The organism is Brevibacillus humidisoli, from assembly GCF_020923435.1.
GTDB lineage: Bacteria > Bacillota > Bacilli > Brevibacillales > Brevibacillaceae > Brevibacillus_E > Brevibacillus_E humidisoli.
Genome location: NZ_CP087263.1, coordinates 4,814,482 through 4,839,695 on the forward strand (window position 1 = coordinate 4,814,482; position 25,214 = coordinate 4,839,695).

Consider the following 25,214-nt stretch of genomic DNA (forward strand, 5'->3'; position numbering starts at 1 on the left):
ATGAGTAGTTCGTCCTGTTTGTTGTTCTGTCATCAACGGTCCCCTCTACTTTTTCGTAACATCCTCCACAAATAAGGAAATGGACCTAAAGACCTATACACTAAAAATCCAAATTGTGACATTATATAGTAAATAAATACTTAAAAGGAGAAAGTTAGGTTGAGTAAGTCCTTGCTTAGCCTTTTAACCGTACTTTTGTGCATGATGCTTATTAGTGTGGTGAGTGCAAATTCTTTGGAAGCAGAGGTTGTATTTGAAGCAGATATGAATTCTGAAACAGAATTATTGGAGGATGCTTTAGCAGGGAAAAGGGATACTGGCTTGGATGTCTCCTATAGCGCAGAAATTCTAGACAATGAAGATGTCAATATATCTGGTAAAGAAGGAAAGAAAGCAAACAGTAGTCAGAAAATAAATACATATTATACAGTTCAAAAATTAAAGGAAGTTAGAGAAGGGGATAACGTGACTGAAAGCTATGTCGTTTTGGCAGTATCTGATCCTACCGGTTATGATGATCGAGATCGAGATCAAAATAATGGATTAAACTTCCGACAAACGATTTGGGCGTGGTATGACGTTTATACTCACGATTTTATTACTTATGCGAAAGGTACTAGGTACGAAGCGAGATGGGATTTACTTGACAGTAACCGATTAACAATCAAAAACGGAACATTTAGAGCAGTAGCTGACGGCTTTAGCCCAAATAATGATAGGATAGAGGAGGAATCCCCAAGTACTTATTATCCTCCTGATTGGGGAATAAGATATGTAAAAACCCCCAAATGGGATTATGTAAATGTTAGTGGAGAGGGATGGGTCGGCGCTGAAATTATTACAGATTACCAGGCAGGTTCTTCGTCGGGTAAGTTAAGAAGTGTTGTACAAGTTAATTAACACAACTAACTATAGTATACTGCCAAGGGAATCTACAAAATGCAACTGGTATCATTACATCAAGCTGGAGGATTGTTAGCGGCAAATACGAAATGCAGGATTTGGTAGTCGTTTTTGATGCAGTTTCCAATCAATTCATTCGGCTTTACTTGGAGAGGTGGGCATGATAGGCTGAACTGGCTTTTCGATATGTGTGGCTTCACCTTTCGAAAGAAATCATGCCCGTATACGCTCCATGTCAGGCCTATGCACTATAAACACGAATGTTGATGTATATTGATTATTGCCGAATTCTGCTTTTTAATTTGCCAAACACAGGGGGATGAGAGACAATACATGAAACTTGTGGGTGTATGGCTAGCTATTGTTTGTTTACTCTGCTTATTGATAGGGTGTGCTAACAATGATTGGAGTTACAGACTTGAAGGAACAGGAGAGCATTGGCGCGCTATCTTGGATATTGTACCAATTACAGAGGATGAAAAAAGGGACTCTTTAGGTGATGTAGCTTATATTGGTATGGTAGAAAAGATTAAGGACTTTGATGTTGAGTCTATCACTTATGACGCAGTAATCAACAATAGCAATCCAGGAGGAAAAGAAAGCGGGAAGAATTTCACCAAAAACAAAATTGTAAGAATATTCATTGATGTCCCATCTACTGAAACAGAAGCCGAAGCGTTTAAAAAAGATTTGTCCAGACAGGAGCTGCAAGAAATATTGTATAACGTTTCCTTTACTATTAACTGGAAAGACGATACAGGTGATCACTCGGAAACGATTACTCTTGATGTATTGGAGTAGAGGAGGAAGGTTTAAATGAAAAAGGTTTTGACCGGCTTTCTTGTTTATGCCTTTTGTTCCTTGGCTCTTCTAGGTAATGGTGTTGTAGCGGAAGAACCTAAGGCAAAGAAACCACAAGCTATGTTGTTATGGCAGTGACTGATCCAACAGGTTATGATAAGCGGGACCGTGACGAAAATTCTGGACTAAACTTTCGACAGACTATCTGGGGTTGGTTCGATAAAGTACAAGATGGAACGATGGAGTATGGAAAAGGCACGAGGTATGAAGCAAGGTGGGATTTACTGGATAGCAATAGACTGACGATTAAAAGTGGAACTTTTGAAGCCAAGACAGAAGGCGATACAATGGATCGAGATCCGATTTTTGAAAGTGATCCCTCAACCTATTATCCTCCAAGTTGGGGTATACGTTATGTAAAAGTTCCAAAGTGGGACTATGTATTGATTAGTGACAGCTTTGGATACGCTGGAGCGGCAGTTAGAACGCAGTATAAAGCTGGGTCTACCGAATCCACTCTATATAGTAGGGTATATATTGGAACGATACCGTTGCCAGGTCCGTTTAAACAAATTGATAGTTCTGAACAGAGGTAAAATTTTAATGTAACAGTTCTATTCTGTTGGAAGGCCACGTTTTTTTGTCCTTCACCTCCGGTACAGTGAACCGATGTAAAAATTGAGTAGCCCATCATCCAGTTTCGCGCACGACTTCTCACCTAAGTCACAACTCGGTTGAGCCTCCGTAGCCGCAATGAACAAAATAACAGGTGAACAGAGCTGACAGCCAAACGGCTTCCTGATGTCAGCTCTATTTTTATGGATAAATTCATACTATCGTCCCAGTTTCGTTTCAAAAAAATAGGGGTATTCGAATATATACGATAATTTTTAAGGGAAAGACAAAGGAGACAAGGAGGCAAAGAACAACATGAAAAAAGTAGCTCTTGGGGTTTTGGCAACCATGCTGGTGGTAGGTGCAAACAGTGCCGTAGCTGCTGCAGCTTCTGTAGACGCAAAATATAGTGTGAGCGTCGGGGCAAGTGTCGATACATCAGACGATGATCAGGATGATTCTGACGACGATGATGGTGGCGACGATTCCACGGACGAAGCGGATGATGATGCAGATGACTCAGATGATGAAGATACGGATGAAGACGGCAAGGGAAAAGGTAAGGGGAAAGGCAAAGGGAAAGGCAAAGGCAAAGGTAAGGGTGGTGACGACGCAGACGAAGGCGATCAGGATGACGCTGACGACAGTGATGACACCGAAGAAGATGCAGGTGATGAGGATGGCGACGAAAGTGACGATGCTCAAGATGATGACGCCGCCGACGAAGGTGATGATGCTCTAGATGGTGACGACACCGACGAGGGTGACGATGCGGAAGACGGCGACGATAGCGGCAAAGGAAAGAAAGGCGACAAGAAAAAGGGACTGGAAAACGCTCTTGAGCGTGTGAAAGGAACACCGGCTGAAAGTGTGATCAAGGCGTTGCTGGAAGGCAGAACAGGCTCAGATGATGAAGAGACTCCCGACGAGGAGGATACTGGGACCGAAGACGGGACCGACGATGGAGAGCAGGATGGCGAACAGTCTGATGATGGACAAGCGGGAACCGATGAGGGAACTGACGACGATGCAGCGGATGATCTGCTGGATGAGTTAGAGGAGCAGTTGGACGAACTGGAGGGAACGCTGGAGGAATCCGAGTACGAAGCGACACTCAACTCGCTCACGGTCGAGTTTGAGCAGGAGCAGCAGTGGGAGTTGGCGTTAACCTCCCAGAAGAAGTTAGTCCAGAAGAACAAAAAGAACAAAGAGATCTACAAACGGATTGGCGAATTGTACGAAAAGGCTGGCAAAAAAGGGATCAAGGCTTTTGTCAACGGGGAAGAGCCGGCATTTGACGTTTCACCGGTGATTAAGGAAGGACGCACGCTCGTGCCGATCCGGGCCATCGCTGAATCTCTGGATGCAGAAGTAACCTGGGATGATGCGACCAAAACGATTACGATTGTTCGCGACGGTGTAACCGTAACTTTGCCTGTAGGCAGCACCGATGCTACGGTAGACGGAGAAACCGTAACACTGGATGTACCGGCTACGATAAGCAACGGACGCACAGTTGTACCGATCCGCTTTGTGGCGGAAGCACTGCAGGCCGAGGTGGATTGGGTTGCGACCGGACAAGTGATCGTGATCACCGATGCAGCAGAAGCAGATACTTCTGCAGAGACAGAAGGAACGGTTGAGGCTGGAGCTGAAGCAGATACCTCTACAGAGGCGGAGGGAACGGCTGAAGCTGAGGCGGACACCTCTGACAGCAGTGAAGCACAAACAAGCGAAGCAAGCAGTTCGCAAACTGATAGTGAATAATTAAGAAAAAGGCAGCCAGCTCAAAAGAGCGCGGCTGCTTGTTTTTTTTTCTCATCGAATCTTCTAATCATTTAATCCCTTTCCATCGAGAATATGCTGCATGTATTTTTCAACCCTTGACTCCCGAGTTTTGGATTGTTTGGGCACAGAAAAATAAAGAATGTATGCTCTTTGCCGTCCTGGCGTCAAAGCATCAAATGCAGTTTTCAAGTCAGGGTTCTCATCTACTTTCTTTTGAAATTCTTCAGGAAATGCAAGTTCAGTTTTTGCTTTAAAATCCACTTCCAAACCGGCTTTTTCCACTTCGATGGCTTCATAAATATAGGCTTTCAAGATGGGTTCCATCTCAATGATTTCTTGAACATTGGTGAACCGAATCTGGCGTGCCGCCTGTACATTCTCCGTTTGTTGGATTAGTATCCCATGGGCATCCTGTAATAAGGCACCTTTGTGAAACAGAAGCGCACAATAGTCTTTAAATCCATGTATTAAAACGATGTTTTTATTCTCCAATGTGTAACAAGGATGCATCCACTTAAAATCTTCGGTCAGCCCACAGTCAAGAACGATATTTCTCAACTTCTCAAATTCTTCCTTCCACTTTTTGGACTTCCTTAAAAATCCATCAACCTTAGGATTCATTCTACTATTTGTCATCAAGGCATACCCCTCTCAGAGCCATAAGATTCACTTAATTATAGAGCGAATGTTCGTATGTAGCAAATATCAACAGTTGCGTTTACTGTAGCGCATAGCGCTATATCCGTGGTCGATGAGGGCCGTTGTCCGCTCCGTTCGATCACAGCTTGCTCCACCGCGCGGCACGTCCCAATTGTTCTATGCAATCCGCCCGGCCCTACCTCCTGACCAACCGCAGTACGAATACCCCACATGCATAGACTCCCACCCCAGCCAGCAGGTATAGGGAGACTGTGAGGGGAGACGCGGCAGAGGCCGTCCAGCCAAACGACACCTCATTTTGCAGGTAGCTGACATTCTCATACTTCTGTTCAATGTCAGGTATGTAGAAGTAGCTAAGAATCATTCCGCTCACTACGGGTATCACCCAAAAATAGAGTAGGTTGATCGCGATCGAAAACAAAATCGCTCTGACGACGTGCCGCACCCAAATCCTCTCTCTTCTCATCGTTTTTTCTCATCTTATCACAATTTGGAAAATACCGTAAACCGATCGCCGTTTCTCATAGCCTCAGGCTCGTCTGCATACACATGTTGGTAAGACAAGCGATGGAGGAGATTGCTGTGACGGCGATACCGAAAATAACGTCAAAACACGCAAGGACGCACACACCAAACCTGACGAATCAAACCAAACCCTGGCACCTCGTTACGGCCGAAGAAACTGCTGGAAGGCTGGGCACCGATCTGACCGGCGGGTTGTCTGCTGCAGAGGTGCAGAAACGGCAGGAGAGGTTTGGCCCCAACCAGTTGACAGAGGCTGGGCAGATCCCGCTGATGCTGTTGTTTATCCATCAATTTAAAGACTTCATGGTCGGAATTCTGCTCGCTGCCACCGTCATCTCTTTTTTCCTTGGAGAGTACCTGGACGCCATCACCATTATCGCCATTATCATTCTCAACGGTGTGCTGGGTTTTATTCAGGAGGCCAGAGCTGAGCGATCTCTGCAGGCGTTGAAAGAATTGGCTTCACCAATGGCCAGGGTGATACGGGATGGGGAGCAGGAGATGATCCCGGCTTCCCAACTAGTGCCCGGAGATCTCGTCCTGCTGGAGGCAGGTGACCGGGTTCCCGCCGATGTACGGATCACCTCGGCAAATCGGCTGGAGGTAGAAGAGTCAGCGCTAACTGGAGAGTCGCTGCCGGTTGGCAAGACAGCTCAAGCGATTCGCACAAAAGGAAGCGGTGTCGAGATCCCCCTGGGTGATCGGAAAAACCTCGCCTTTATGGGGACGCTTGTCGTCAGCGGGACCGGCCAAGGCATCGTCACGACGACCGGTATGGAGACAGAGATTGGCAAGATCGCTCATCTGATGAATCAGGCAGAATCGACGCAGACGCCATTGCAGAACCGCCTCGAACAGATGGGCAAGCTGTTGGTGGCGGTTGCGCTGTTCCTTACTGCACTAGTGATTGTCGTCGGGGTCTGGCATGGACATGATCTGATGACGATGTTTCTGACCGGCGTCAGCCTTGCCGTTGCCGCGATACCAGAAGGACTGCCGGCTATTGTGACGGTTGCGCTGGCATTGGGTGTACAGCGGATGGTAAAGCGAAACGCGATCGTGCGCAAGCTGCCGTCAGTAGAGACGCTTGGCTGCGCATCCGTGATCTGCTCCGACAAAACAGGTACGCTCACCCAGAACAAGATGACGGTCACGCATCTCTGGCACGGGGACCAGCCGTTTGCGGTGAGCGGCAGCGGCTATGAACCGAATGGAGAGATTACTCATCAGGGGAGGAGCGTGTCCCTAAAGGGTGACGGAGCTCTGCGACAACTGTTGCGCATCGCCGAACGCTGCAATAACGCTCGCCTCGTCAGCGACCAGCAGACAGAGCGTAGGCTGTTGGTCTTGTCTCGAACCGTACAAAGCTGGCGGGTACTGGGCGATCCAACCGAAGGGGCCTTGCTGGTGCTGGCAGCCAAAGGAGAGCGCTCTGCCGAGGGAGTTCCTCTCTATCCGACGGGAGAACGGATAGATGAGCTGCCGTTTGATTCGGAGCGAAAGATGATGTCAGTCGTTGAACGAACGCCCGACGGCACCCTTACCTTGCTGTCCAAAGGAGCGGTGGAAGCGCTCCTGCCCCGCTGCAGTCATATCCTCTGGCAAGGAGAAGTGAAGCCGCTGACCGGACCGCTGCGCGAGCGTGTGCTGACGGAGACAGAAGCGATGGCCAAGCAGGCCCTGCGGGTATTAGGTTTTGCATACAAACCGCTCGACAGCTACAGAGCGGGGCAGCCTGCATCTCGCGTGGAAAACGGCCTTGTCTTTGTTGGGATGGCGGGAATGATTGACCCGCCCCGCCAGGAAGTGGCCGATGCGATCGCCGTCTGTCGTCGAGCCGGGATCAAGACGGTGATGATTACCGGGGATCACAAGATTACGGCGGAGGCGATTGCCCGCAAAATCGGGCTCATGCAGCCTCAGGATGAAGTGTTGGAAGGAAGGGATTTACATACGCTCCACGAGGATGATTTGGCCAGTCGTGTCGACCGGGTCGCCGTATACGCCCGTGTTTCGCCAGAACACAAGCTGCAGATCGTACGCGCGCTGCAAAAGCGTGGCCATGTGGTGGCGATGACAGGTGATGGCGTAAACGATGCTCCCGCCATCAAATCGGCCGACATCGGGGTGGCGATGGGGATTTCCGGTACCGATGTGACCAAGGAAGCAGCTGATCTCGTCCTCAGGGACGACAACTTCTCAACCATTGTTGCCGCCGTCGAGGAAGGGCGGAATATATACGACAACATTCGCAAGTTTATTCGCTATTTGCTGGCCTCCAATGTGGGGGAGATTCTGGTCATGTTTTTTGCCATGCTGCTGGCGCTTCCCCTGCCGCTGGTGCCGATTCAGATCCTGTGGGTCAATCTGGTCACCGATGGACTGCCTGCCATGGCACTCGGTGTCGACCCTGCCGAAAAAGATACCATGCATCAAAAACCGCGCAACAAACAGGAGCCCATCTTCGGCCGTGGGCTGGGCTGGAAGATTCTCAGCCGAGGTTTCCTGATCGGCGCCTCCACCCTGGGCGCATTCTGGCTGACATGGCGCGAACATCCAGATAATCTGGTCTACGCGCAGACTGTAGCATTCGCCACACTAGTCCTGGCCCAACTGATCCATGTATTTGACTGCCGCAGCGAGCGCTCTGTCTTTCATCGAAACCCGCTGGAAAACAAGTATCTGGTGCTGGCTGTTCTCTCATCGCTGCTACTGGTCCTGTTTGTGATCTACATCGATGCTCTGCAGCCCATTTTCAAGACGACTGATCTGACGCTGCGCGACTGGGCACTGGTGTTTGTGGCCGCGGGCATCCCCACATTCGTTGCTGGTATCGGCAGTGTGTTGCGAGACACATCGGCAGACGGAGAGGTACATTGGCGAAGACGCAGCGTTCGTTGACAATGGCTTTCCACGGCACATGTGTGAGACATTCCTGATCCTTTTGCATAGTGTAGCAAAAGGAGGGAGACGATATGGAGTTGCTCTGGTTACTGCTCGCGCTTACCTGTTCGTTGGTCGCCTACCTGATTGAAAAGAAGCGGTGGACGACGCTGGTGCGTACCACCGATCAACAATGGTATCAGCAGTGGTGTGAGCATCTTGATCGTCTCGACATCCCGTACCAAGCCAAGACGTTTACTATCGTACAAGGGGATGAGATTGAGACGATCTACAAGATTAAAGTGCTCTCTCAACAAGCCTCGCAGGTAAAAGCCCCTAATGTTCCTCTATAGGGGCTTTGTCCTTACGAGGCGAATGGAGTAAAATGGATTTGCCCGCCACGATCCAAAAAGAAGTATACTTGAGATAGGATCGTCCGTACTAGTAGATAAAAGTAGACAACGATTGACAAAAGGTGGCGTTTCTTTTGACACTAAAAAGAATTTTCTTGGGTCTGCTGCTCTTTTTGGCGGCTGCCGTAGGATATTACGTCTATGCGTTTGTGACGTTTGCCTCTGACATCCAACAACCGCACATCGTGAAAGATCAATCGCCGGACAAGCCGAACAAGTCTGAGATTCCCGTCTGGGGCGGCAAAGAGCGAGTCAATATTTTGCTGATGGGTGTCGATTCACGAGAACGTTCACTAGACGAGATGCCCCGCTCTGACACCATGCTGGTCGTCAGCATTGACCCGGCAAGCAAAACCTACAGCCTGTTTTCCGTCCTGCGGGATACCTACGTGGAGATTCCCGGTTACGGTTCGTCGCGGATCAACGCAGCCCTGAGCCATGGCGGGCCAAGCTTGGCGATGCAGACAATCAGCAACTTCACCGGTCTTCCCATCGACTACTACGTGATTACGGATTTTGAGGGGTTCAAGGGGCTCGTTGACGCCGTTGGCGGTGTGGAGTTTGAGGTGGAAAAAGATATGTACTACCGAGATCCGGCCGACAAAGGCAAATACGACATCAACCTGAAAAAGGGTTTGCAGCATCTGGATGGAGAAAAAGCACTGCAGTATGTACGCTTCCGCCACGATGCGATGTCCGACTATACGCGGACCGAACGGCAGCGGAAATTCCTTTCAGCGTTAGCCGACAAGATGAAGCGGGGGGCTACGGTGCTGCAGCTGCCTGATATCCTGGAAAGCATGCGCCCTTATGTGCAGACCAACCTCAGCTCGCTTGACATGGTTAAACTGGCGGCGCTGGGACTGACACTGGACGGGGCCGGAGCAGAAGGGCATCAGCTTCCACAGCCCGGTGCGTTTCGTGAAGCAAACCGCGGCGGCTCAGTTCTGCTGCCGTCAGTGGAAAGAGTGCAGACGTATGTACAGGATGTACTGAGCAAATCGGCGGAACAGTCCCCCAAGACGGATACCGACTCCGCCACGCAAGGGTAGTCACGAGTGAGCGCCTCCCTGTTTCAACACGGACAGGGGGCGATTTTTTTCGTTATGCTGAAAGAGCATGTTTTGGCCCCCTTATTTTTCCATTGACAGATAGTCTAGTATTTTATATTGTTATATTGTTTTACGCAAATCCTGAGTAAGACGCTTGGAATTATAGCGAATCTTTCATATAATGAGGAAAGGGGGCGCAAAGGCTTGATTACGCTGTCCAACGTTGTAAAAACATTTGCCAACCGGTTTGGCTCGTTCACCGCGCTGAACGGCATCGATCTGACGATTCAAAAAGGAGAGATTTTTGGGATTATCGGTTACAGCGGGGCCGGTAAATCGACACTGGTGCGGATGATTAACATGCTGGAAACACCAACCAGCGGGGAGGTTTCCGTAGGCGAGACGAAGCTGAACCAACTGTCGTTTCGCGAACTGCGCAGGGCACGGCGGAAGATCGGAATGGTTTTTCAGCACTTCAACCTGCTCTGGTCGCGAACCGTAGCAGAAAACGTAGCGCTGCCGCTGGAGATCGCCGGAATCCCCAAGAAGGAGCATGCTGCCCGTGTGACGGAACTGCTCAACCTGGTAGGTTTGGCAGACAAAGCGGACGCTTACCCGTCCCAGCTCTCCGGCGGACAGAAACAGCGAGTCGGCATTGCGCGCGCTTTGGCTAATCAACCGGATGTGCTTTTATGTGATGAAGCAACATCGGCGTTGGACCCCAAGACGACCGACTCGATCCTGGAGTTGCTTCGCGAGATCAACCGCAAACTGGGTTTAACGGTTGTCTTGATCACACACGAGATGCACGTGATCGAAAAGATATGTGACCGGGTTGCTGTGATGGAGAGTGGGCGGATCATCGAGATGGGGGATGTGGTCGATGTGTTTTCCCATCCCAAAACGACAACGACGCGGGAGTTGATCAGTCAGGTAGCCGGTTCGGAACAGCCGGACGAAGAGTTCCTGCAAGGCTTGGAAGGCGGGGCCGTACTGCGCTGCACCTTCCTCGGAGAAGCGGCCAACCAGACGATGATCAGTCGGTTGGTGACCGAACTGGGTGTTGAAGTGAATATTTTGCAGGGTCAGATCAAGCGGTTAAAGGATATCGCCTTTGGAACGCTGTACATTCAGATTCCGGGTGATGTTGAGGTAGAGGCCCGCACGATTGCTTTCCTGAAAAAACAGGGGATCAAGGTGGAAGTCCTGCGCGGCGCGGAAGGAGGTGCCAAGTGATGAACGACTTTATGGCAACCTATCTTCCCAATGTGATCAAGTTCTGGGACATCATCGAACAATCCATTTTCGAAACGATCTACATGGTAGGCGTCTCGCTGTTTTTCTCTGCGCTGATCGGCATTCCGCTCGGTGTCTTGTTGGTCGTAACCAGTCGCAATCATTTGCTGCCGCTGCCCGCCATCAACCAACTGCTTGGATTGGTGGTAAACGTGTTTCGTTCTATTCCGTATATCGTCCTGATTATTTTGCTGATTCCCTTCTCTCGTTTGTTGATAGGGACCTCCATCGGGCCTGAAGCGGCGATTATCAGCCTGGTCGTCGGTTCTGCACCGTTTATCGCCCGCTTGGTGGAGACGGCGATTCGCGAAGTGAACCGCGGCGTCATTGAGGCGGCGCAGTCGATGGGAGCAACCAACTGGCAGATCATTCGCAAGATCCTGATTCCAGAGTCGCTGCCGGCGATTGTGTCAGGCACGACGGTAACGGCCGTTGGGCTGATCGGCTACTCCGCGATGGCTGGTGTCGTGGGTGCAGGCGGACTTGGCGCTGTGGCATTCAACTATGGATTTAATGGGTTTAAACCGGACATCATGATTGTTACAACCATTTTCCTGATTATCCTCGTACAGGGGGTTCAGATGATCGGCGATCTCATCGCCCGTAAGCTGGATCATCGTTAATGTTTATACACCAATATACAAGAACAGTAGGGGGTTATGGTAATGAAAAAAAGATGGATCTCTTCGCTTTTTGCCGGTCTGTTGGCCGTGTCGCTTGCCGCATGCGGAGCGGGCGGCGGTGAACAGCAGCAACCTGCCGGTGGTGACACGGCAGCACCAAGTGAACCACAAGAGGAAGCCATTTCGTTAAAAGTAGGTGCGACAGCGGTTCCTCACGCAGAAATTCTCAATGAAGTAGTAAAGCCTGCATTGGAAAAAGAGGGAGTCACTCTGGAAGTAGTCTTGTTCCAGGATTACGTGCTTCCCAACACCAATCTGGCTGATGGAGAATTGGACGCCAACTACTTCCAGCACATTCCGTGGCTGGAAAACACCAATAAAGAAAAAGGATTGGATCTGACCTATGTAGCCGGTGTGCACATCGAGCCGATGGGCATTTACTCCAACAAAGAAAAGGCGTATAAAGACATCGCTTCCTTGCCGGAAGGCGCTGTCGTCGCTGTTACCAATGGCCAAGGTGAACACGGCCGCATCCTCGCTCTCCTGCAAGATGCTGGTCTGATCAAGTTGACAGATGGCGTAGGCATTAACGGAACGATGGCTGACATCGTTGAGAAGAAGATTGAGCTGAAAGAACTGGAGCCGGCCATGCTGCCGCGTGCGATTGAAGATCCAGCTATTGACGCGGCTGTTATCAACTCCAACTTCGCTCTGCAAGCGGGGCTGAACCCGACCAAGGATTCGATTCATCTCGAATCCGGAAAAGACAACCCATATGTAAACGTACTGGCTACCCGTCAGGACAACAAAGATTCCGAAGGGATCAAGAAACTGGCCAAGGCGCTCACTTCTCCGGAAGTAGAAGAGTTCATCAATCAAAAATACGGCGGTTCCGTCCTGTTTGTAGGGGAACTGAAAGAATAACGCGGGAAGATCGAGTCATCCTCCGGCTGCCAAGAGCAGCCGGAGGATTTTTTTTATTCGGGAAAACTCTTTTTATTTCTAAATGAATCTTTATGATTTTTAATCAAAACATAAATTTTAATTAAATGTAAACGAAAGATATTTTTTGCAATTGTGAAAAGAAGTATAGTGAGAAAAGATCGGTTTGAGCATGCCGACCGTTGACTGGAAAAGAAGGGGGATATAACACATATGAAGAAAAACGCATTCATACTGATGAGCTCCGTGCTGGCGCTTAGCGTGGCGCTTGCAGGATGCGGCAGTGCAAACAATGCTGCTACTGGCGACCAGAATAAAGAGAGTCAAGCTGATACAGGAGACAAAGCACAGCTGCTCCGTGCCAATCTGCACAGTGAGCCTCCTACAGCAGACCCGGGCTTAGCGGAAGACAGCACATCCGGAGCGGTGATCCGTGCCACCTTTGACGGCCTGACCCGTCTCAATGCAGAAGGCAAACCAGTTGAGTCTGTTGCCGAAAAAATCGAGATTTCAGACGATCTCAAAACATATACCTTCCATCTCCGCGATTCTCAATGGAGCAACGGCGATCCCGTCACGGCTCATGACTTTGAATTCGCATGGAAACGTGTGCTGAACCCGGCAACGGCATCTAACTACGCCTATCAGCTCTACTACATCAAAAACGGGGAAAAGTACAACAAAAAGCAGGAAGGCATCACGGCTGACGATGTCGGCGTTAAAGCGATCGATGAGAAAACGTTGCAGGTGGAGCTGGAAAACCCGACGCCATACTTCCTGGAATTGACGGCTTTCTACAGCTACATGCCGGTAAACAAAAAGGTCGTGGAAGCCAATCCGAAATGGGCAAATGAAGCCGCTACCCACGTAGGAAACGGTCCTTTCAAGATGGAGAATTGGGAACACAAAAACAAAATGACGTTGGTCAAAAACGACAAATATTGGGATAAGAATGCAGTGAAACTGGATCGAATCGAGTTTTCGATGATCGAAGACGAGAATACAGAATTGTCGATGTTCCTAAATGATGAGTTGGACTGGGCGGGCAAGCCGCTGGGCCTGCTTCCGCTCGACGCGATCCCGCCGATGAAAGACGAGGGCAAGCTGCATGTAAAAGAGATTGCCGGCGTTTACTGGTACAAGTTTAATACGGAACAAGCGCCATTTAACAATGCGAAGATTCGCAAGGCGTTTTCCTACGCTATCGATCGTCAATCGATTGTCGACAACGTGACACAAGCCGGCGAAGTACCCGCACTCGGGGCTCTCCCTGGCTCGATGGCGGTCAATCCAGGCGGCCTGTTTAAAGACCATGATGTAGAGACAGCGAAAAAATTGTTGGCAGAAGGCATGCAAGAGCTTGGCATCAGCGAGCTGCCGCCGATCACCCTCTCCTACAACACGGCAGACAATCACCAGAAGATTGCCCAAGCCATCCAGGATCAGTGGAAGCAGTCACTTGGCGTGGACGTGCAGTTGAAGAATACCGAGTGGAAAGTATACATCGAAGATTTGCACGAAGGAAACTATCAGGTTGGTCGTATGGGCTGGCTGGGTGACTTTAACGACCCGATCAACTTCCTTGAGCTGTTTAAAGATAAGTACGGCGGCAATAATGACACCCGCTGGGAGAACGCAAGGTTTAAGGAACTGCTGGAAAAATCCCAGACAGAAACCGATCCAGCCGAGCGCAAGAAGCTGCTGGCGCAAGCAGAGCAGATCTTCATCGACGAGATGCCGGTTGCCCCGATTTACTTCTATACGCATGCTTGGGTACAAAATGAGGACGTCAAAGACGTGGTCATCGACGGTCTTGGCTTCATTGACTTCAAGTGGGCGTCCATACAATAGGATTTGTGAGCGAGTAGGAACTGCTCCCGTGCTGTATGCGGGGGTGGTTCCTTTCTTTTTAGGGTGATGAATGAGGGTGACGAAGCGACCCACAGGCAAAGGGGACCGGCCGTATGAATGGGAATTAGGTGCTTTCCCCAGGGACATCCGACCAATCCAGATGACAAACGCTGACATACAGTATCAGGGAACAGGCAAACCGAAGGAGGAGAGACGGATTGGACATTGAAAAGTGGGCGAAAATCGCCAAGTCAATCCCCAGGGAAAAATTAAAATCTGACGAAGGGCTGCGGGAAGTGATCCGCGAGCTTGCCAAAAAGGCGGGCAAAAATGTGAATGACAGGCAGCTGGATCAGTACGTCGCCAAGTTCCGTACCATGTCTCGAACCGAAACCGCAAGTAGCCTGATGAACAAATTGTCCCAAAAAGGGGTCAGGAAACAGGAACTGGATAAAATCAAGAAGCGATTTCACAAGTAGGGGGTGAGGATGATCGCGAAGAAAAAACCAGCCAGACCCAAGCCCAAAAAGCAAGTCCCTCAGCTGCAGCTTGTCGAAGCCGCAGTGAATCAGATCCGGGAAGCAAACGCTGCTCAATCGGAGCAGGTTATGGCAGAGTTGGCTACGTTGCGGCAGCATGTCGACGACATTAAACAGATGGTGGAGCGGCTAAAACCGGCCAAGTCACGTGGTCGGGGGTTGTTTAAAAGAAGAAGAAGTGTTCCTGTAGAGGTTGCACAGACGCCTCCTGAGCAGACGCTGTCGGTGGACCAACTGCTCCCCCTGCTTCCTCAACTCGGCAAGTTTATACCCCAATTGAAAAATCCAAAGGCGACAGAGACGTTAAAGGTGCTGTCCAATCCAGCGGTGATGTCGATGATCCAGCAGTTTTTGGCGAACGGCAGCGCGGTGAAAGCACGGCCGGTTTCGCGTACCACCCGGCGATTCCGGCTATAGCGGCTGCGGATGTATCACTTGGGAGGCCTATCACGGGCCTCCTATTTTTAGTCCAAAAATACTAACAACTTTCTCGGACAAGCAGCGTCTAACCGATCGTAGACTTCAACAAAATATGACATGGACGAACCAACAGGGGAGGGCAGAAATGAGATATGTCGTATTTACGATGATGATCTTGCTGGGTGTAGGTCTGCTGGTTCCAGGGATGACGGCAGCTGCCTCAGGGGAAGCGAATGCGATCGATTTGATGATCCAGGGAGAACGGGTAAAGCCGGATGTGCCGCCGCTTATCCAAAACGGGCGGACGTTGGTGCCGATCCGCGTAATTGCAGAAGGATTGGGAGCGGAAGTCTCGTGGGATCAGAACAGCCGAACGGCGACGATTAAACGGGATCAGATTCAGCTCAAGCTGCAGTTGGGCAGCAGGAGTGCCGAAGTAAATGGCAAGCAGGTACTATTGGATGCGCCGCCCGCACTGAAGGAGGAACGAATGCTGCTGCCGCTCCGCTTTGTCGGCGAAGCGCTCGGTGCCACGGTGGGCTGGGAAGCAAGTACTCGTACTGTTGTGGTCAATGAATCGATTGCCCTGTTCGCAAACGGAGAGGATCTCTCCGCCTCCTTGAAGGCATATCAAGTGGAAGACACTCTGTATCTGCCAGTTCAGAAAATCGCCGAGAAACTGGGTGTAGCTCCAGAGCAGTCAGGAGGGTTCGCTCCGACTAAAGTGATCGATTCGACGGTTGTCGCGCCTCTGAGTGAACTAGAGCGACTGATCGATCGATTGCCTGGAGGCGAGGTCGACTGGGACGATGAACAGAACCGCCTACATATCAAACGAGTCAGTTACCTTGAGAAGATAGCGGTCGACGAAGAGAGAGTGACCATTCGCACGGCAGGCTCCGTTGCACCTAAGCATTTCGTGCTGGCAGGGCCCCACCGTATTGTCTTCGACCTGCCAAGCACGCAGCTGTCTGAGGAGATGCTGGCAGAACTGTTGGAGAGCCAAGCGACACAATTGATCGTCCAAAATGAACTGGCGGGCGATGCGGTTGCCGAAGCGGAAGAACGTACCGACAAGTCGGGACAAGCAAGGGCAGCGTCTCTCGACGAAACCGAAGCTGATCGCGATACCTCAGAGGATGAAGCAGAGGCATCAGCCGGTGATACGGGCCCCCCTAGCTGGCTGTTTGACGAGGCCGAGCGGACCACCTTCACTGAACAAACGGTTTCAACGAGTGAAGCGAGCCAACAGCAGCAGAATGAAATGGATCAGCAGCCGTTGATCAGGGAGGTTCGCTATAGCCAGTTTAGCGATTCGCCATACACAGTCCGTGTCGTGATCGAACTGAACCAGAAAAGCAAGTATACCGTTACGCCTAGAGAGAACGGATTTGAGGTAGAACTGACGCCCATCCCTCGCAAGACAGGGTTTTTGATCGTCGTCGATGCCGGACACGGCGCCCACGATCCAGGGGCACGCGGTGTCGCAGGCAACTGGGAAAAAGACTTTAACCTCGCTGTGGCCAACCGGATGGTAGAGCTGTTAAAAGAGTACCCAGAGTTTCAGCCCGTGGCCACTCGTTCCACGGACGTATTTCTCGAGCTGCAAGAACGGGTAGCATTGGCTAACGAATACGAAGCTGATCTGTTTATCTCCATCCATGCCAACTCTTTTCGCAATGCTCAGACAGGGGGAACGGAGACGTACTACTACAACGAGTTTAGTGAGGCATTTGCCAAGGTTGTGCACAAACACTTGGTGCAGGCTACCGGATTTCCCGATCGGAAGATGAGGCAGTATCCATTTTACGTGATCAAGCATACTCAAATGCCGGCGGTGCTGACAGAGACAGGCTTTCTGAGCAACCCGACGGAGAATGCGCAGTTGCTCAAGCCGGAGTTTCAGGAGAAGGTGGCAAAAGCGCTGGTGGCTGCGATCCGGGAGTACTACGAATCCTATCATTAATTGACCGCATGTAACGGAGGTATGACATGAAGCGATTCGCGAATCTGATTTTTCTGCTCTTGCTGCTCGCCTTGCTGAGTGCCTGCGGCAGTTCGGTACCTTCCGACAGTCAACCTGCTCCCGCACCTGACCCCACCAATGGGGGGGCAGAAGAGGGGCAAAAGATCTCGGCACAACTGCAGGTGTACTACAGTGATGCCAACTTGGAGCAGCTGGAAGCGGAACAGCGGGAGATTTCCTATCAACCGGACCAGAGCGGAGACAAGTATGTACAAGCGCTTTCGCTATTGGGAATGCCGACTGAGCAGGGGCATGAGCCGCTTTGGGAAAACTTCGACTATCACACTGTCAGCTTCTCAGATGGCACGCTGACAATTGACGCGTCCGGGGAGAATCAGTACAATCTGGGAGCTACCGGAGAAGCACTGGCGATGGAAGCATTGAAACGTACGATGTTTCAGTTTTCGGAAGTGGAGCAAATCGTGATCTTGGTCGACGGAAAACCTGCAGACTCGCTGATGGGCCACGCCGACATCAGTCAACCGTTAACCCGTTAAAGTGAATAAAAAGCGGTATGTCCAACCGTTCACAGTTGGACATACCGCTTTTTTGATGCGGACATGGCAGGGGAAGTTTGATCGCTTATGTGCGTGCTCGTTCGCGAAAGAAAAATCTGATTGCATAGATTCCGGCTACACCGACAAGTATGTAAACGATCCGGCTGATCCAACTCTCCTGGCCACCGAACAAAAAGGCTACTAGATCAAATTGAAACAGGCCGATCAGTCCCCAATTAAGTGCACCGATTACAACAAGGAGTAATGCCAGTTTATCCATCGTTTCACACCCCTTTGAATGATATATTTACTAGTTTTACCCCTCTGTGGAGGAATTATACCTGTCAGGCGACGGTAAACTGCTGGCTCATTTCATCTAGTCGGCTGGATAGTTGAATCAATTGGTCCGCCAGATGTTTCGACTTATCGATGGCGTCCAATTGAACTTTGGAAGCACTCGTCATTTCGCTCGTGCAATCTAGCGTCTCTTGTGAAATCGCTACGAACGATTGCAGGGTTTGATCTACTTCAGCAAGGGTGGCGGACAAGTGAGAGAGTCCTTGCGAGATGACATCCATCTGTTCATTGGTTTGAGCAACCGTGTGTCGCAACGTGGCGAAAGACTGCTCTGTCGATTCCACTCGTCGCTGACTCTCCGGAAGGTGACCGGCAGCGTCTTTTGTTTCGTCTGCCACAAGTGCTACGTCGCTCTGGATGCGTTGGATCAACTCTGAGATGTCCAGGGCCGCTTTTTGCGACTCATCCGCCAACAGACCGATTTCTTGTGCCACGACAGCAAACCCCTTGCCTGATTGTCCTGCTCGCGCTGCTTCGATAGAGGCGTTGAGGGCCAACAGTTTGGTCTGCTTGGCCAGTCCTTGGATCATATGGACCACCTGACCAATAGATTGCGAGTGGCCGTTCAACCTGTCCATTTTCTCCTCCAGGCGCTGGAATATGAGCGTGAATTCTCGCATCATGGAGGTTACTTCGTCCAACTGCTGCTGACCGTAGTCGGATACCTGATTCATCTCTGCACTGGATTGGATAACGGCATTGATATTGACTAACAATTGGTTAATCGCTTCTGTCATTTGAGAAAAAGAGAGCGTAGCTTCCTGAGTAGCGGAGGCGGTTCTTACCACTCCGCGATTTACCGTCTCCACATGGGAAAATAGCTGCGCCGAACGTTGCCTTGCTTCATCGGCCGATTGCTGCATCTGTTCTCCACTTTGATGAAGCTCCTTGATCATTTGATTAATCTCCCGGATCATCTGCGACATTTGCTCGATCATGGTGTTAAAGCTGACAGCGATCCAGTGGAGCTCTGGTCCCTCTTTTTGCAGGTTGGTACGTTCGGTAAGGTTGCCGGCACTTACATTTTTCATATGTTCAATCAAGACACGGAATGGCTTGGTGACGCTGCGCACCACCAGCCAGCCAAAGAGGAGGGACATGAGCAGACTGATGATCACAGCGTATAAGATCAGATTTGCCGTTTTGTGCAGGGGAGCCAGATACTGCTCTTGCTCCACTGTAATCACATAAATAAAGTGCTCTTCCGGTGAGGGAGAGTAGGCAAGGGTATAGATCGTTCCATCTATGTCTACATGAGTCACACCCGCTCGTTCTGCTTCGATTGATGCGGCCAACTCACTGCCAAAGGGAACCTCTCCTCTGGTGATCTTGTCGATGGGCTGAAATGAGCCTTCCGAGACGACCAACTGGTTAACAGACAGGTCTTGTTGGGCCAAATCTGCCTGCAGTTGGCGAAGTTCATAGGTGAGTCGCTTGGAAAATTGCTGTTCATCTGCCGCAAACACAAATGCAAGAAGGGATATCTTCTCCGTTACTTTTTTGGTTTCGGAGAGCAGGCGGGTTTCTACCAGCGTCACTACATTGTTTTTTGTCTGGGTATAAAAGAGCCAGCCCATCGCGCCAAGTGACAAAATAATAATGAGCAGAAAAGGAATCGTAATCTTGGCGCTTAGCGGTACCCGCTGGTGCAAACGATGAAAGATGGAGAAATATCGCGTTTTCATAAACGTTCCCCCTAGTTCAAAAGGCCTTGTTTTCTCTAATACTAGGGTAGGAACGTAAAGGCTGTGTTGATATCAGATGAAGAAACTGTAGTGTACGGGATGATTCGACAGAACGGGAGCAAAACACCAGGGGAATCGACAAATCTTAAAACAAGCTTAACAATCGCCCAACATTGCCATAATAAAACGGCAGTATGATTAGAAAGCGTGAGAGACATACTGATAATTTTGAGGAGGGTTTTCTCGAGATGAAAAAATTTGGTGGTCTAATGATGGCCTTGGCACTGGCTGGAGGCGTGCTTGCTGGATGTGGTCAAACCGCTGAGCAAAATCCGGCTCCAAGCAACAACCAAGGCAACGGTTCAGCTCAAGCTCCTGCCGAAACTGATAAAGAACAAGGGGCAGAACTGAGCGGGGAAGTATTGATTGCGGGTTCTTCTACTGTATATCCGATCACCATCGTGGCTGCTGAAAAATTCATGGACGAAAATCCGGGAGTAAACGTATCTGTCGCCTCTACCGGTACCGGTGGTGGCTTTAAGAAATGGGTTGTTGGGGAAACGGATATCAACAACGCCTCTTCCAGAATCAAAGATTCCGTTATTGAAGAAGCGAAAGCGAATGGCATTGAGCATCTAGAACTGACGGTTGCGTATGACGCATTGACGGTTGTTGTCAACAAGGAGAACGACTTCGTCGATCAACTGACGATCGAAGAACTGAAAAAAATCTGGGAACCGAATTCCCAAGTAAAACTCTGGTCTGAAGTTCGTGAAGGATGGCCGGCTGAGGAAATCAAGCTCTATGGTCCGGGAACCGACTCTGGTACGTTTGAGTACTTCACGGAAACGGTTGTTGGTGAAGCGAAATCTTCCCGTACTGACTATACCCCGTCTGAAGACGACAACGTTCTGGTACAAGGGGTCGCTGGTGACCAGTACTCCCTCGGCTACTTCGGATTTGCGTATTTCGCCGAAAACAGCGACAAGCTGAAAGCAGTGCCAATCGTAAACCCTGAGTCCGGTAAAGCTGTGATGCCGTCCGACCAAACGATTGAAGATGGATCCTATGCGCCGCTAGGCCGCGAACTATGGATCTATCCTTCCAAGCAGGCGCTGAAAAAACCGGAAGTAGCTGCTTTTGTGAAGTTCTACATGGACAACGTAGCTGAGTTTGCAAAAGAAGGCGGGTATACTCCGTTGCCGGAGGCCAAATATGATGAAGAGAGAAAAGAACTGGAAGAAGCATTAAAATAAAAGACTGCGTGTAACATTTCAGAGTGAGAAATGGAAAAGTGTGGCGATGCTCAACCACCGATGTGGGCGGGGTTGCCACATTTTTCCGTGTCTATGACCAAAGGGGGAATAACGCGTGCAAGGGTCTGTCACATCAGAAAAGAAAAAAGTAAGCAGATGGCCAGACAAGCTGGTTCCGGCTTTCCTATTTTCCAGTTCCCTGCTTACTGTTCTGACAACGGTAGGGATCGTATTGGTTTTGCTGTCGGAAACATTGCGCTTCTTTGGCGAAGTCTCGCTTTTGGAATTCCTGACAAGTACCAAGTGGACGCCTCAGTTTGCCGACAAGAACTTTGGGATTTTGCCACTGTTGAACGGGACATTGATGATCACTGTGATTGCCAGTCTGGTCGCCATCCCGATCGGTCTCGGTACGGCCATTTACTTGAGTGAGTATGCTCCTGAAAAAGTGAGAAAGGTCGTCAAACCGATTCTGGAGATTTTGGCCGGCGTTCCTACGATTGTGTATGGATACTTTGCCTTAACCTTTGTGACGCCTTTGATCCGTGGTATTATACCAGATACGAGCGTCTACAATGCGCTGAGTGCCAGTTTAGTAGTTGGCATCATGATTTTGCCCATGGTCGCCTCCCTCAGTGAAGATGCCATGCTGGCCGTTCCTCGCAGCTTGCGTAACGGAGCTTATGCACTGGGGGCCACTCGCTTCGAAGTGGCTTTGCGAGTCGTCGTTCCCGCAGCCTTATCAGGTATTATTGCTTCATTCGTCCTAGCTTTATCCCGTGCGATTGGCGAGACGATGATCGTTACCATTGCAGCTGGTGCGCTTGCTCAGGTTACCATGAACCCTTTGGAAAGTGTGCAAACCATGACCGCTTTTATCGTTAATATCAGCCTTGGCGACGTTGAGCCTGGCAGCATTGAATCAAGGAGCATTTTTGCTGTCGGTATGACATTGTTTGTGATGACGCTGGGACTTAACCTGATTGCACAATTTATCTCCCGTCGCTACAAGGAGGAGTATTAATGAACAAGCTGAGGAAGATAAAAGATACGGCCTACAAGTGGGTCTTCTTTGCGGCTACCCTGTTTGGCATGCTGGCGCTTGTCGTCTTGGTGATCGACATTATTTATCAAGGGATGCCCCGCTTGAATTGGGATTTTATTAACAATTTCCCTTCGTACAATCCGGAGCGGTCAGGGATTAAGGCAGCCCTCTGGGGATCGATCTGGGTGATCGTTCTTACTGCTCCGATGGCTCTTGTTTTGGGAGTATCGACTGCACTGTATCTGGAGGAATACGCAAAGAAAAACTGGTTTACCCGCCTGGTCCAGACCAATATCTCCAACCTGGCCGGCGTTCCGTCCATTATATACGGGATCTTGGGACTGGCGCTGTTTGTTCGCGCGATGAGTCTGGGTCCCAGCATCTTGGCGGGGGCGTTTACCATGGCGCTGCTTGTGCTGCCGATCGTCGTCGTAGCTGCTCAGGAAGCGATCAGGGCAGTTCCCCAGACACTGCGGCACGGGGCATATGCGCTGGGCGCATCCAAGTGGCAGACGATCCGAGGCATTGTCTTGCCATCCGCTGCACCGGGAATCCTGACAGGCATGATTCTCAGTCTCTCCCGGGCGATTGGTGAGACAGCACCACTCGTTGTTGTGGGTGCGTTTGTTTTTGTCCGCTTTGTCCCGGAGGATCCACTCGACAAGTTTACGGTACTGCCGATTCAAATCTACAGTTGGGTATCGCAGCCCAAGCAGGAGTTCCACGAACTGGCTGCATCGGGTATCATCATCTTGCTGGTTGTCTTGTTGCTAATGAATGCAACAGCTGTATTCCTGCGCAACAAGTATCAAAAACGCTTTTAAGGTTTTGGGCGTTCAAGGAAAGATACGTGTAACGAAAGAAAATAGAAAAAATTTTTTGAGGGGAGCTATGACCAGTGAGCATCATCGAAACCAGTAACCTGAATCTGTACTATGGACAGCATCACGCGCTGCTGGATATCAATGTAGATATTGAAGGGAACAGCATCACCGCGTTTATCGGCCCATCCGGCTGCGGGAAGTCCACTTTTTTGAGGACGCTGAACCGCATGAACGACATGATTCCAAATGTGAAAATAACCGGTACGGTAACGGTATCCGGCGAAGATATATATCAGAGCAATGTGGACGTAGAAATCTTGCGGAAAAACGTGGGGATGGTCTTTCAACAGCCTAACCCGTTCCCGAAAAGCATTTACGACAATATCACGTTTGGTCCCAAGCTGCATGGAGTGACCAACCGCGCCCAACTGGACGAAATCGTCGAAAAAAGCTTGAAAGCGGCAGCGCTGTGGGACGAGGTAAAAGACGTACTGAAGAAGCCGGCCTACGGTTTATCCGGAGGGCAGCAGCAGCGGCTCTGTATCGCCAGGGCTTTGGCGGTCAACCCGCAGATCCTGCTGATGGACGAACCTACGTCCGCTCTCGACCCGATCTCTACTGCCAAGATTGAGGAACTGCTGGATGAACTAAAGCAAACCTACACCATCGTCATCGTCACCCACAACATGCAGCAGGCGGCACGCATCTCGGACAAGACAGCCTTTTTCCTCAACGGTGAGCTGGTGGAATACGATGCCACACCTGTGATTTTCCAAAACCCTAGCGACAAGCGGACCGAAGATTACATCACCGGACGCTTTGGGTGAGTCGCCCATAGCTACAAGCGATAAAAAATGATAAGCATTTGTCCTTTGCAAAACAGCTTGGACAAATGCTTATTTCAGTTTGTAAAAATCAAATCAAGCTGAAAATTAACGAATTGCCTCCATTACTTTTTTTCAGCTATCCTCTTTAACTCTTTTGCACGATTTTCAATAAAATGTCTCATATATTTTTCTAAAAACAATTTATCAGCTATTATTCCAAAAATGCTAAAAGGAGATTTATAACAAAAGGTATCTTTCATAATGGTTCCTGTGCCACTTTCTATAAATTCGTGTGTATGCCTAAAGGAGTGGAATGCTCCTTTAACCATAACATCAGTAAATTTGTATGGCTTTTCCATCTCTATTATCTTAGCTGTTAATATGAGTTTTACTCCAAAATGGATAGCTTCCCAAGTAACTGTATCGCCATTTTCCATCAGTCCAACTGTAACACCATCAACGGCTCTTTCCTTCGTTCTAGTTGTTGTTTCTGTGTGTACTTCTACGTTTCTGGCAAGGTCAAAACAAACATTAATTGGTGCATCTATATAAATATCGTGTCTAATTATAGGCATATTTTTTTTACCTTCTCATTTATTTAGTCTTGAAAACAATATAGTTCATAATCTGGGAACCCATCATGTTCAATATCAAGTTCGGTCATACCTGTGACTCCCCCATACCTCCATTTTCGGGGTTGTTTTATCGCATCGATAAGAGAAATTTTGTTCTGTCAGTTCATCCTCAAACACGGTCGATTATCAAAGGGTTTGATTCAGGATGATTATTGTACTTTCATTTATTATCCTACTTCAAACAACAGTTTGCACGGTAGTAGGAATGAAATACTTTTAATAGGACGACCAGGACCTTTTTTTCAACTGATTTAGGATCTTCTGGAATAAACAGGAGAGCTGATGCTAAAAATAGGTTCGCATACATCACGGCTGCAAGTGACTTGATGCTGGCGTAAAAGGAGTGGTGGTCTATGTGGCAGGGGTGGCCGCTTGAGCGTGTCATCATTTTGTTTACTGGTTTGGCTTTTGCGATGATCTTCGTGCAGGTCACCATGTTTCATTCACGGCAAAACTTTCGCCACTGGTCGATGTGGCTGCCTGTGCTGGGCACACCGGTGGTAGCTGTCACAGCCATTGTCTACGGCTTTTTTCGTGCGGAGTGGATTGAGTGGACGTTTAGCGTGCTGCTCTGGATTACCTTGGCAGAAGGCTTGTTCGGCGCGTATAAACACACGGCAGGGGTGGGCGAGCGTGTCGGCGGGTACGGGGAAACACAGAACTTTTTGGTGGGGCCGCCGATTGTTCTTCCCTTGATGGTGAGTGCACTAAGTGTGCTGGGGCTGCTGGCCCTGTTTTGGGGGTGAGCAGG

General features: G+C 49.7%; 26 protein-coding genes. 21 read left to right on the plus strand and 5 right to left on the minus strand.

From position 1 onward, the window contains the following. The first annotated feature begins 159 nt into the window (after nucleotides 1–159). The 5 genes from LOK74_RS23485 (at nucleotide 160) to LOK74_RS23500 (ending at nucleotide 4,086) form a co-directional block, all read left to right on the plus strand. On the plus strand, nucleotides 160–900 hold the full coding sequence (locus tag LOK74_RS23485) for a hypothetical protein (protein ID WP_230044417.1): 741 nt from the start codon (nucleotides 160–162) through the stop codon (nucleotides 898–900). 336 nt (nucleotides 901–1,236) lie between these two features. Further along, nucleotides 1,237–1,704 (plus strand): hypothetical protein, encoded by a 468-nt coding sequence (locus LOK74_RS23490; protein WP_230044418.1) that lies wholly within the window; start codon nucleotides 1,237–1,239, stop codon nucleotides 1,702–1,704. Between the two features lie 15 nt (nucleotides 1,705–1,719). Further along, nucleotides 1,720–1,842 carry a hypothetical protein gene (locus LOK74_RS24135; protein ID WP_255679483.1) on the plus strand — a complete coding sequence of 41 codons (123 nt, stop codon included), beginning with the start codon at nucleotides 1,720–1,722 and terminating at the stop codon, nucleotides 1,840–1,842. Continuing rightward, a complete protein-coding gene (locus tag LOK74_RS23495; protein ID WP_230044419.1) occupies nucleotides 1,839–2,300 on the plus strand; it encodes a hypothetical protein in 462 nt (153 codons plus the stop codon). The genes LOK74_RS24135 and LOK74_RS23495 overlap by 4 nt, the downstream gene beginning before the upstream one ends. 334 nt (nucleotides 2,301–2,634) lie before the next feature. After that, the gene (locus LOK74_RS23500) at nucleotides 2,635–4,086 is read left to right on the plus strand and encodes a copper amine oxidase N-terminal domain-containing protein (RefSeq protein WP_230044420.1); all 1,452 of its coding nucleotides are present in this window, start codon (nucleotides 2,635–2,637) and stop codon (nucleotides 4,084–4,086) included. Nucleotides 4,087–4,149: 63 nt separating this feature from the next. Here the strand turns inward: LOK74_RS23500 and LOK74_RS23505 are convergent, their stop codons facing one another. Further along, on the minus strand, nucleotides 4,150–4,743 hold the full coding sequence (locus tag LOK74_RS23505; protein WP_230044421.1) for a YdeI/OmpD-associated family protein: 594 nt from the start codon (nucleotides 4,741–4,743) through the stop codon (nucleotides 4,150–4,152). Nucleotides 4,744–4,942: 199 nt separating this feature from the next. After that, nucleotides 4,943–5,233 (minus strand): hypothetical protein, encoded by a 291-nt coding sequence (locus LOK74_RS23510; protein WP_230044422.1) that lies wholly within the window; start codon nucleotides 5,231–5,233, stop codon nucleotides 4,943–4,945. A gap of 125 nt (nucleotides 5,234–5,358) precedes the next feature. On the opposite strand from LOK74_RS23510, the gene LOK74_RS23515 reads away from it, so the two are divergent. The 11 genes from LOK74_RS23515 to LOK74_RS23565 all read left to right on the plus strand — a co-directional run bounded on the left by LOK74_RS23515 (nucleotide 5,359) and on the right by LOK74_RS23565 (nucleotide 17,834). After that, a complete protein-coding gene (locus LOK74_RS23515) occupies nucleotides 5,359–8,193 on the plus strand; it encodes a calcium-translocating P-type ATPase, SERCA-type (protein ID WP_420908809.1) in 2,835 nt (944 codons plus the stop codon). A 74-nt stretch (nucleotides 8,194–8,267) separates the two neighbouring features. Then, nucleotides 8,268–8,528, plus strand: a complete 261-nt coding sequence (locus tag LOK74_RS23520; RefSeq protein WP_230044423.1) for a hypothetical protein — start codon at nucleotides 8,268–8,270, stop codon at nucleotides 8,526–8,528. Between the two features lie 134 nt (nucleotides 8,529–8,662). Next, nucleotides 8,663–9,640, plus strand: a complete 978-nt coding sequence (locus tag LOK74_RS23525; RefSeq protein WP_230044424.1) for an LCP family protein — start codon at nucleotides 8,663–8,665, stop codon at nucleotides 9,638–9,640. Nucleotides 9,641–9,844: 204 nt separating this feature from the next. Beyond that, the gene (locus LOK74_RS23530; protein WP_230044425.1) at nucleotides 9,845–10,876 is read left to right on the plus strand and encodes a methionine ABC transporter ATP-binding protein; all 1,032 of its coding nucleotides are present in this window, start codon (nucleotides 9,845–9,847) and stop codon (nucleotides 10,874–10,876) included. Next, the gene (locus tag LOK74_RS23535) at nucleotides 10,876–11,559 is read left to right on the plus strand and encodes a methionine ABC transporter permease (RefSeq protein ID WP_277613412.1); all 684 of its coding nucleotides are present in this window, start codon (nucleotides 10,876–10,878) and stop codon (nucleotides 11,557–11,559) included. Before LOK74_RS23530 ends, LOK74_RS23535 begins: the two co-directional genes overlap by 1 nt. A gap of 42 nt (nucleotides 11,560–11,601) precedes the next feature. Continuing rightward, nucleotides 11,602–12,483 carry a MetQ/NlpA family ABC transporter substrate-binding protein gene (locus LOK74_RS23540; protein ID WP_230044426.1) on the plus strand — a complete coding sequence of 294 codons (882 nt, stop codon included), beginning with the start codon at nucleotides 11,602–11,604 and terminating at the stop codon, nucleotides 12,481–12,483. A 231-nt stretch (nucleotides 12,484–12,714) separates the two neighbouring features. Then, nucleotides 12,715–14,352: a peptide ABC transporter substrate-binding protein gene (locus tag LOK74_RS23545; protein ID WP_230044427.1), complete on the plus strand. Its 1,638-nt coding sequence runs from the start codon at nucleotides 12,715–12,717 to the stop codon at nucleotides 14,350–14,352. Nucleotides 14,353–14,570: 218 nt separating this feature from the next. Further along, nucleotides 14,571–14,831 carry a hypothetical protein gene (locus LOK74_RS23550; RefSeq protein WP_230044428.1) on the plus strand — a complete coding sequence of 87 codons (261 nt, stop codon included), beginning with the start codon at nucleotides 14,571–14,573 and terminating at the stop codon, nucleotides 14,829–14,831. A 9-nt stretch (nucleotides 14,832–14,840) separates the two neighbouring features. Next, nucleotides 14,841–15,308: a hypothetical protein gene (locus LOK74_RS23555; RefSeq protein ID WP_230044429.1), complete on the plus strand. Its 468-nt coding sequence runs from the start codon at nucleotides 14,841–14,843 to the stop codon at nucleotides 15,306–15,308. 148 nt (nucleotides 15,309–15,456) lie between these two features. Next, the gene (locus tag LOK74_RS23560) at nucleotides 15,457–17,277 is read left to right on the plus strand and encodes an N-acetylmuramoyl-L-alanine amidase (protein ID WP_230044430.1); all 1,821 of its coding nucleotides are present in this window, start codon (nucleotides 15,457–15,459) and stop codon (nucleotides 17,275–17,277) included. A gap of 26 nt (nucleotides 17,278–17,303) precedes the next feature. Further along, on the plus strand, nucleotides 17,304–17,834 hold the full coding sequence (locus LOK74_RS23565) for a GerMN domain-containing protein (protein WP_230044431.1): 531 nt from the start codon (nucleotides 17,304–17,306) through the stop codon (nucleotides 17,832–17,834). 85 nt (nucleotides 17,835–17,919) lie between these two features. Here the strand turns inward: LOK74_RS23565 and LOK74_RS23570 are convergent, their stop codons facing one another. Then, nucleotides 17,920–18,114, minus strand: a complete 195-nt coding sequence (locus tag LOK74_RS23570) for a DUF378 domain-containing protein (protein ID WP_230044432.1) — start codon at nucleotides 18,112–18,114, stop codon at nucleotides 17,920–17,922. 64 nt (nucleotides 18,115–18,178) lie between these two features. Next, nucleotides 18,179–19,876: a methyl-accepting chemotaxis protein gene (locus LOK74_RS23575; protein ID WP_230044433.1), complete on the minus strand. Its 1,698-nt coding sequence runs from the start codon at nucleotides 19,874–19,876 to the stop codon at nucleotides 18,179–18,181. 248 nt (nucleotides 19,877–20,124) lie between these two features. Between LOK74_RS23575 and LOK74_RS23580 the strand changes: the two genes are divergently transcribed. The 4 genes from LOK74_RS23580 to pstB all read left to right on the plus strand — a co-directional run bounded on the left by LOK74_RS23580 (nucleotide 20,125) and on the right by pstB (nucleotide 23,828). After that, nucleotides 20,125–21,132 carry a PstS family phosphate ABC transporter substrate-binding protein gene (locus LOK74_RS23580; RefSeq protein ID WP_230044434.1) on the plus strand — a complete coding sequence of 336 codons (1,008 nt, stop codon included), beginning with the start codon at nucleotides 20,125–20,127 and terminating at the stop codon, nucleotides 21,130–21,132. A gap of 115 nt (nucleotides 21,133–21,247) precedes the next feature. Beyond that, a complete protein-coding gene (gene pstC / locus LOK74_RS23585; protein ID WP_230044435.1) occupies nucleotides 21,248–22,156 on the plus strand; it encodes a phosphate ABC transporter permease subunit PstC in 909 nt (302 codons plus the stop codon). After that, nucleotides 22,156–23,001 carry a phosphate ABC transporter permease PstA gene (gene pstA, locus LOK74_RS23590; RefSeq protein WP_230044436.1) on the plus strand — a complete coding sequence of 282 codons (846 nt, stop codon included), beginning with the start codon at nucleotides 22,156–22,158 and terminating at the stop codon, nucleotides 22,999–23,001. Before pstC ends, pstA begins: the two co-directional genes overlap by 1 nt. Before the next feature lie 74 nt (nucleotides 23,002–23,075). Beyond that, nucleotides 23,076–23,828, plus strand: coding sequence for a phosphate ABC transporter ATP-binding protein PstB (gene pstB / locus LOK74_RS23595; RefSeq protein ID WP_230044437.1), 753 nt, complete (start codon nucleotides 23,076–23,078; stop codon nucleotides 23,826–23,828). Nucleotides 23,829–23,950: 122 nt separating this feature from the next. Here the strand turns inward: pstB and LOK74_RS23600 are convergent, their stop codons facing one another. Then, a complete protein-coding gene (locus tag LOK74_RS23600) occupies nucleotides 23,951–24,403 on the minus strand; it encodes an SRPBCC family protein (RefSeq protein ID WP_230044438.1) in 453 nt (150 codons plus the stop codon). A 413-nt stretch (nucleotides 24,404–24,816) separates the two neighbouring features. On the opposite strand from LOK74_RS23600, the gene LOK74_RS23605 reads away from it, so the two are divergent. After that, entirely contained in the window at nucleotides 24,817–25,209 is a 393-nt protein-coding gene (locus tag LOK74_RS23605; RefSeq protein ID WP_230044439.1) for a hypothetical protein, read from the plus strand. The last annotated feature ends 5 nt before the right edge of the window (nucleotides 25,210–25,214 follow it).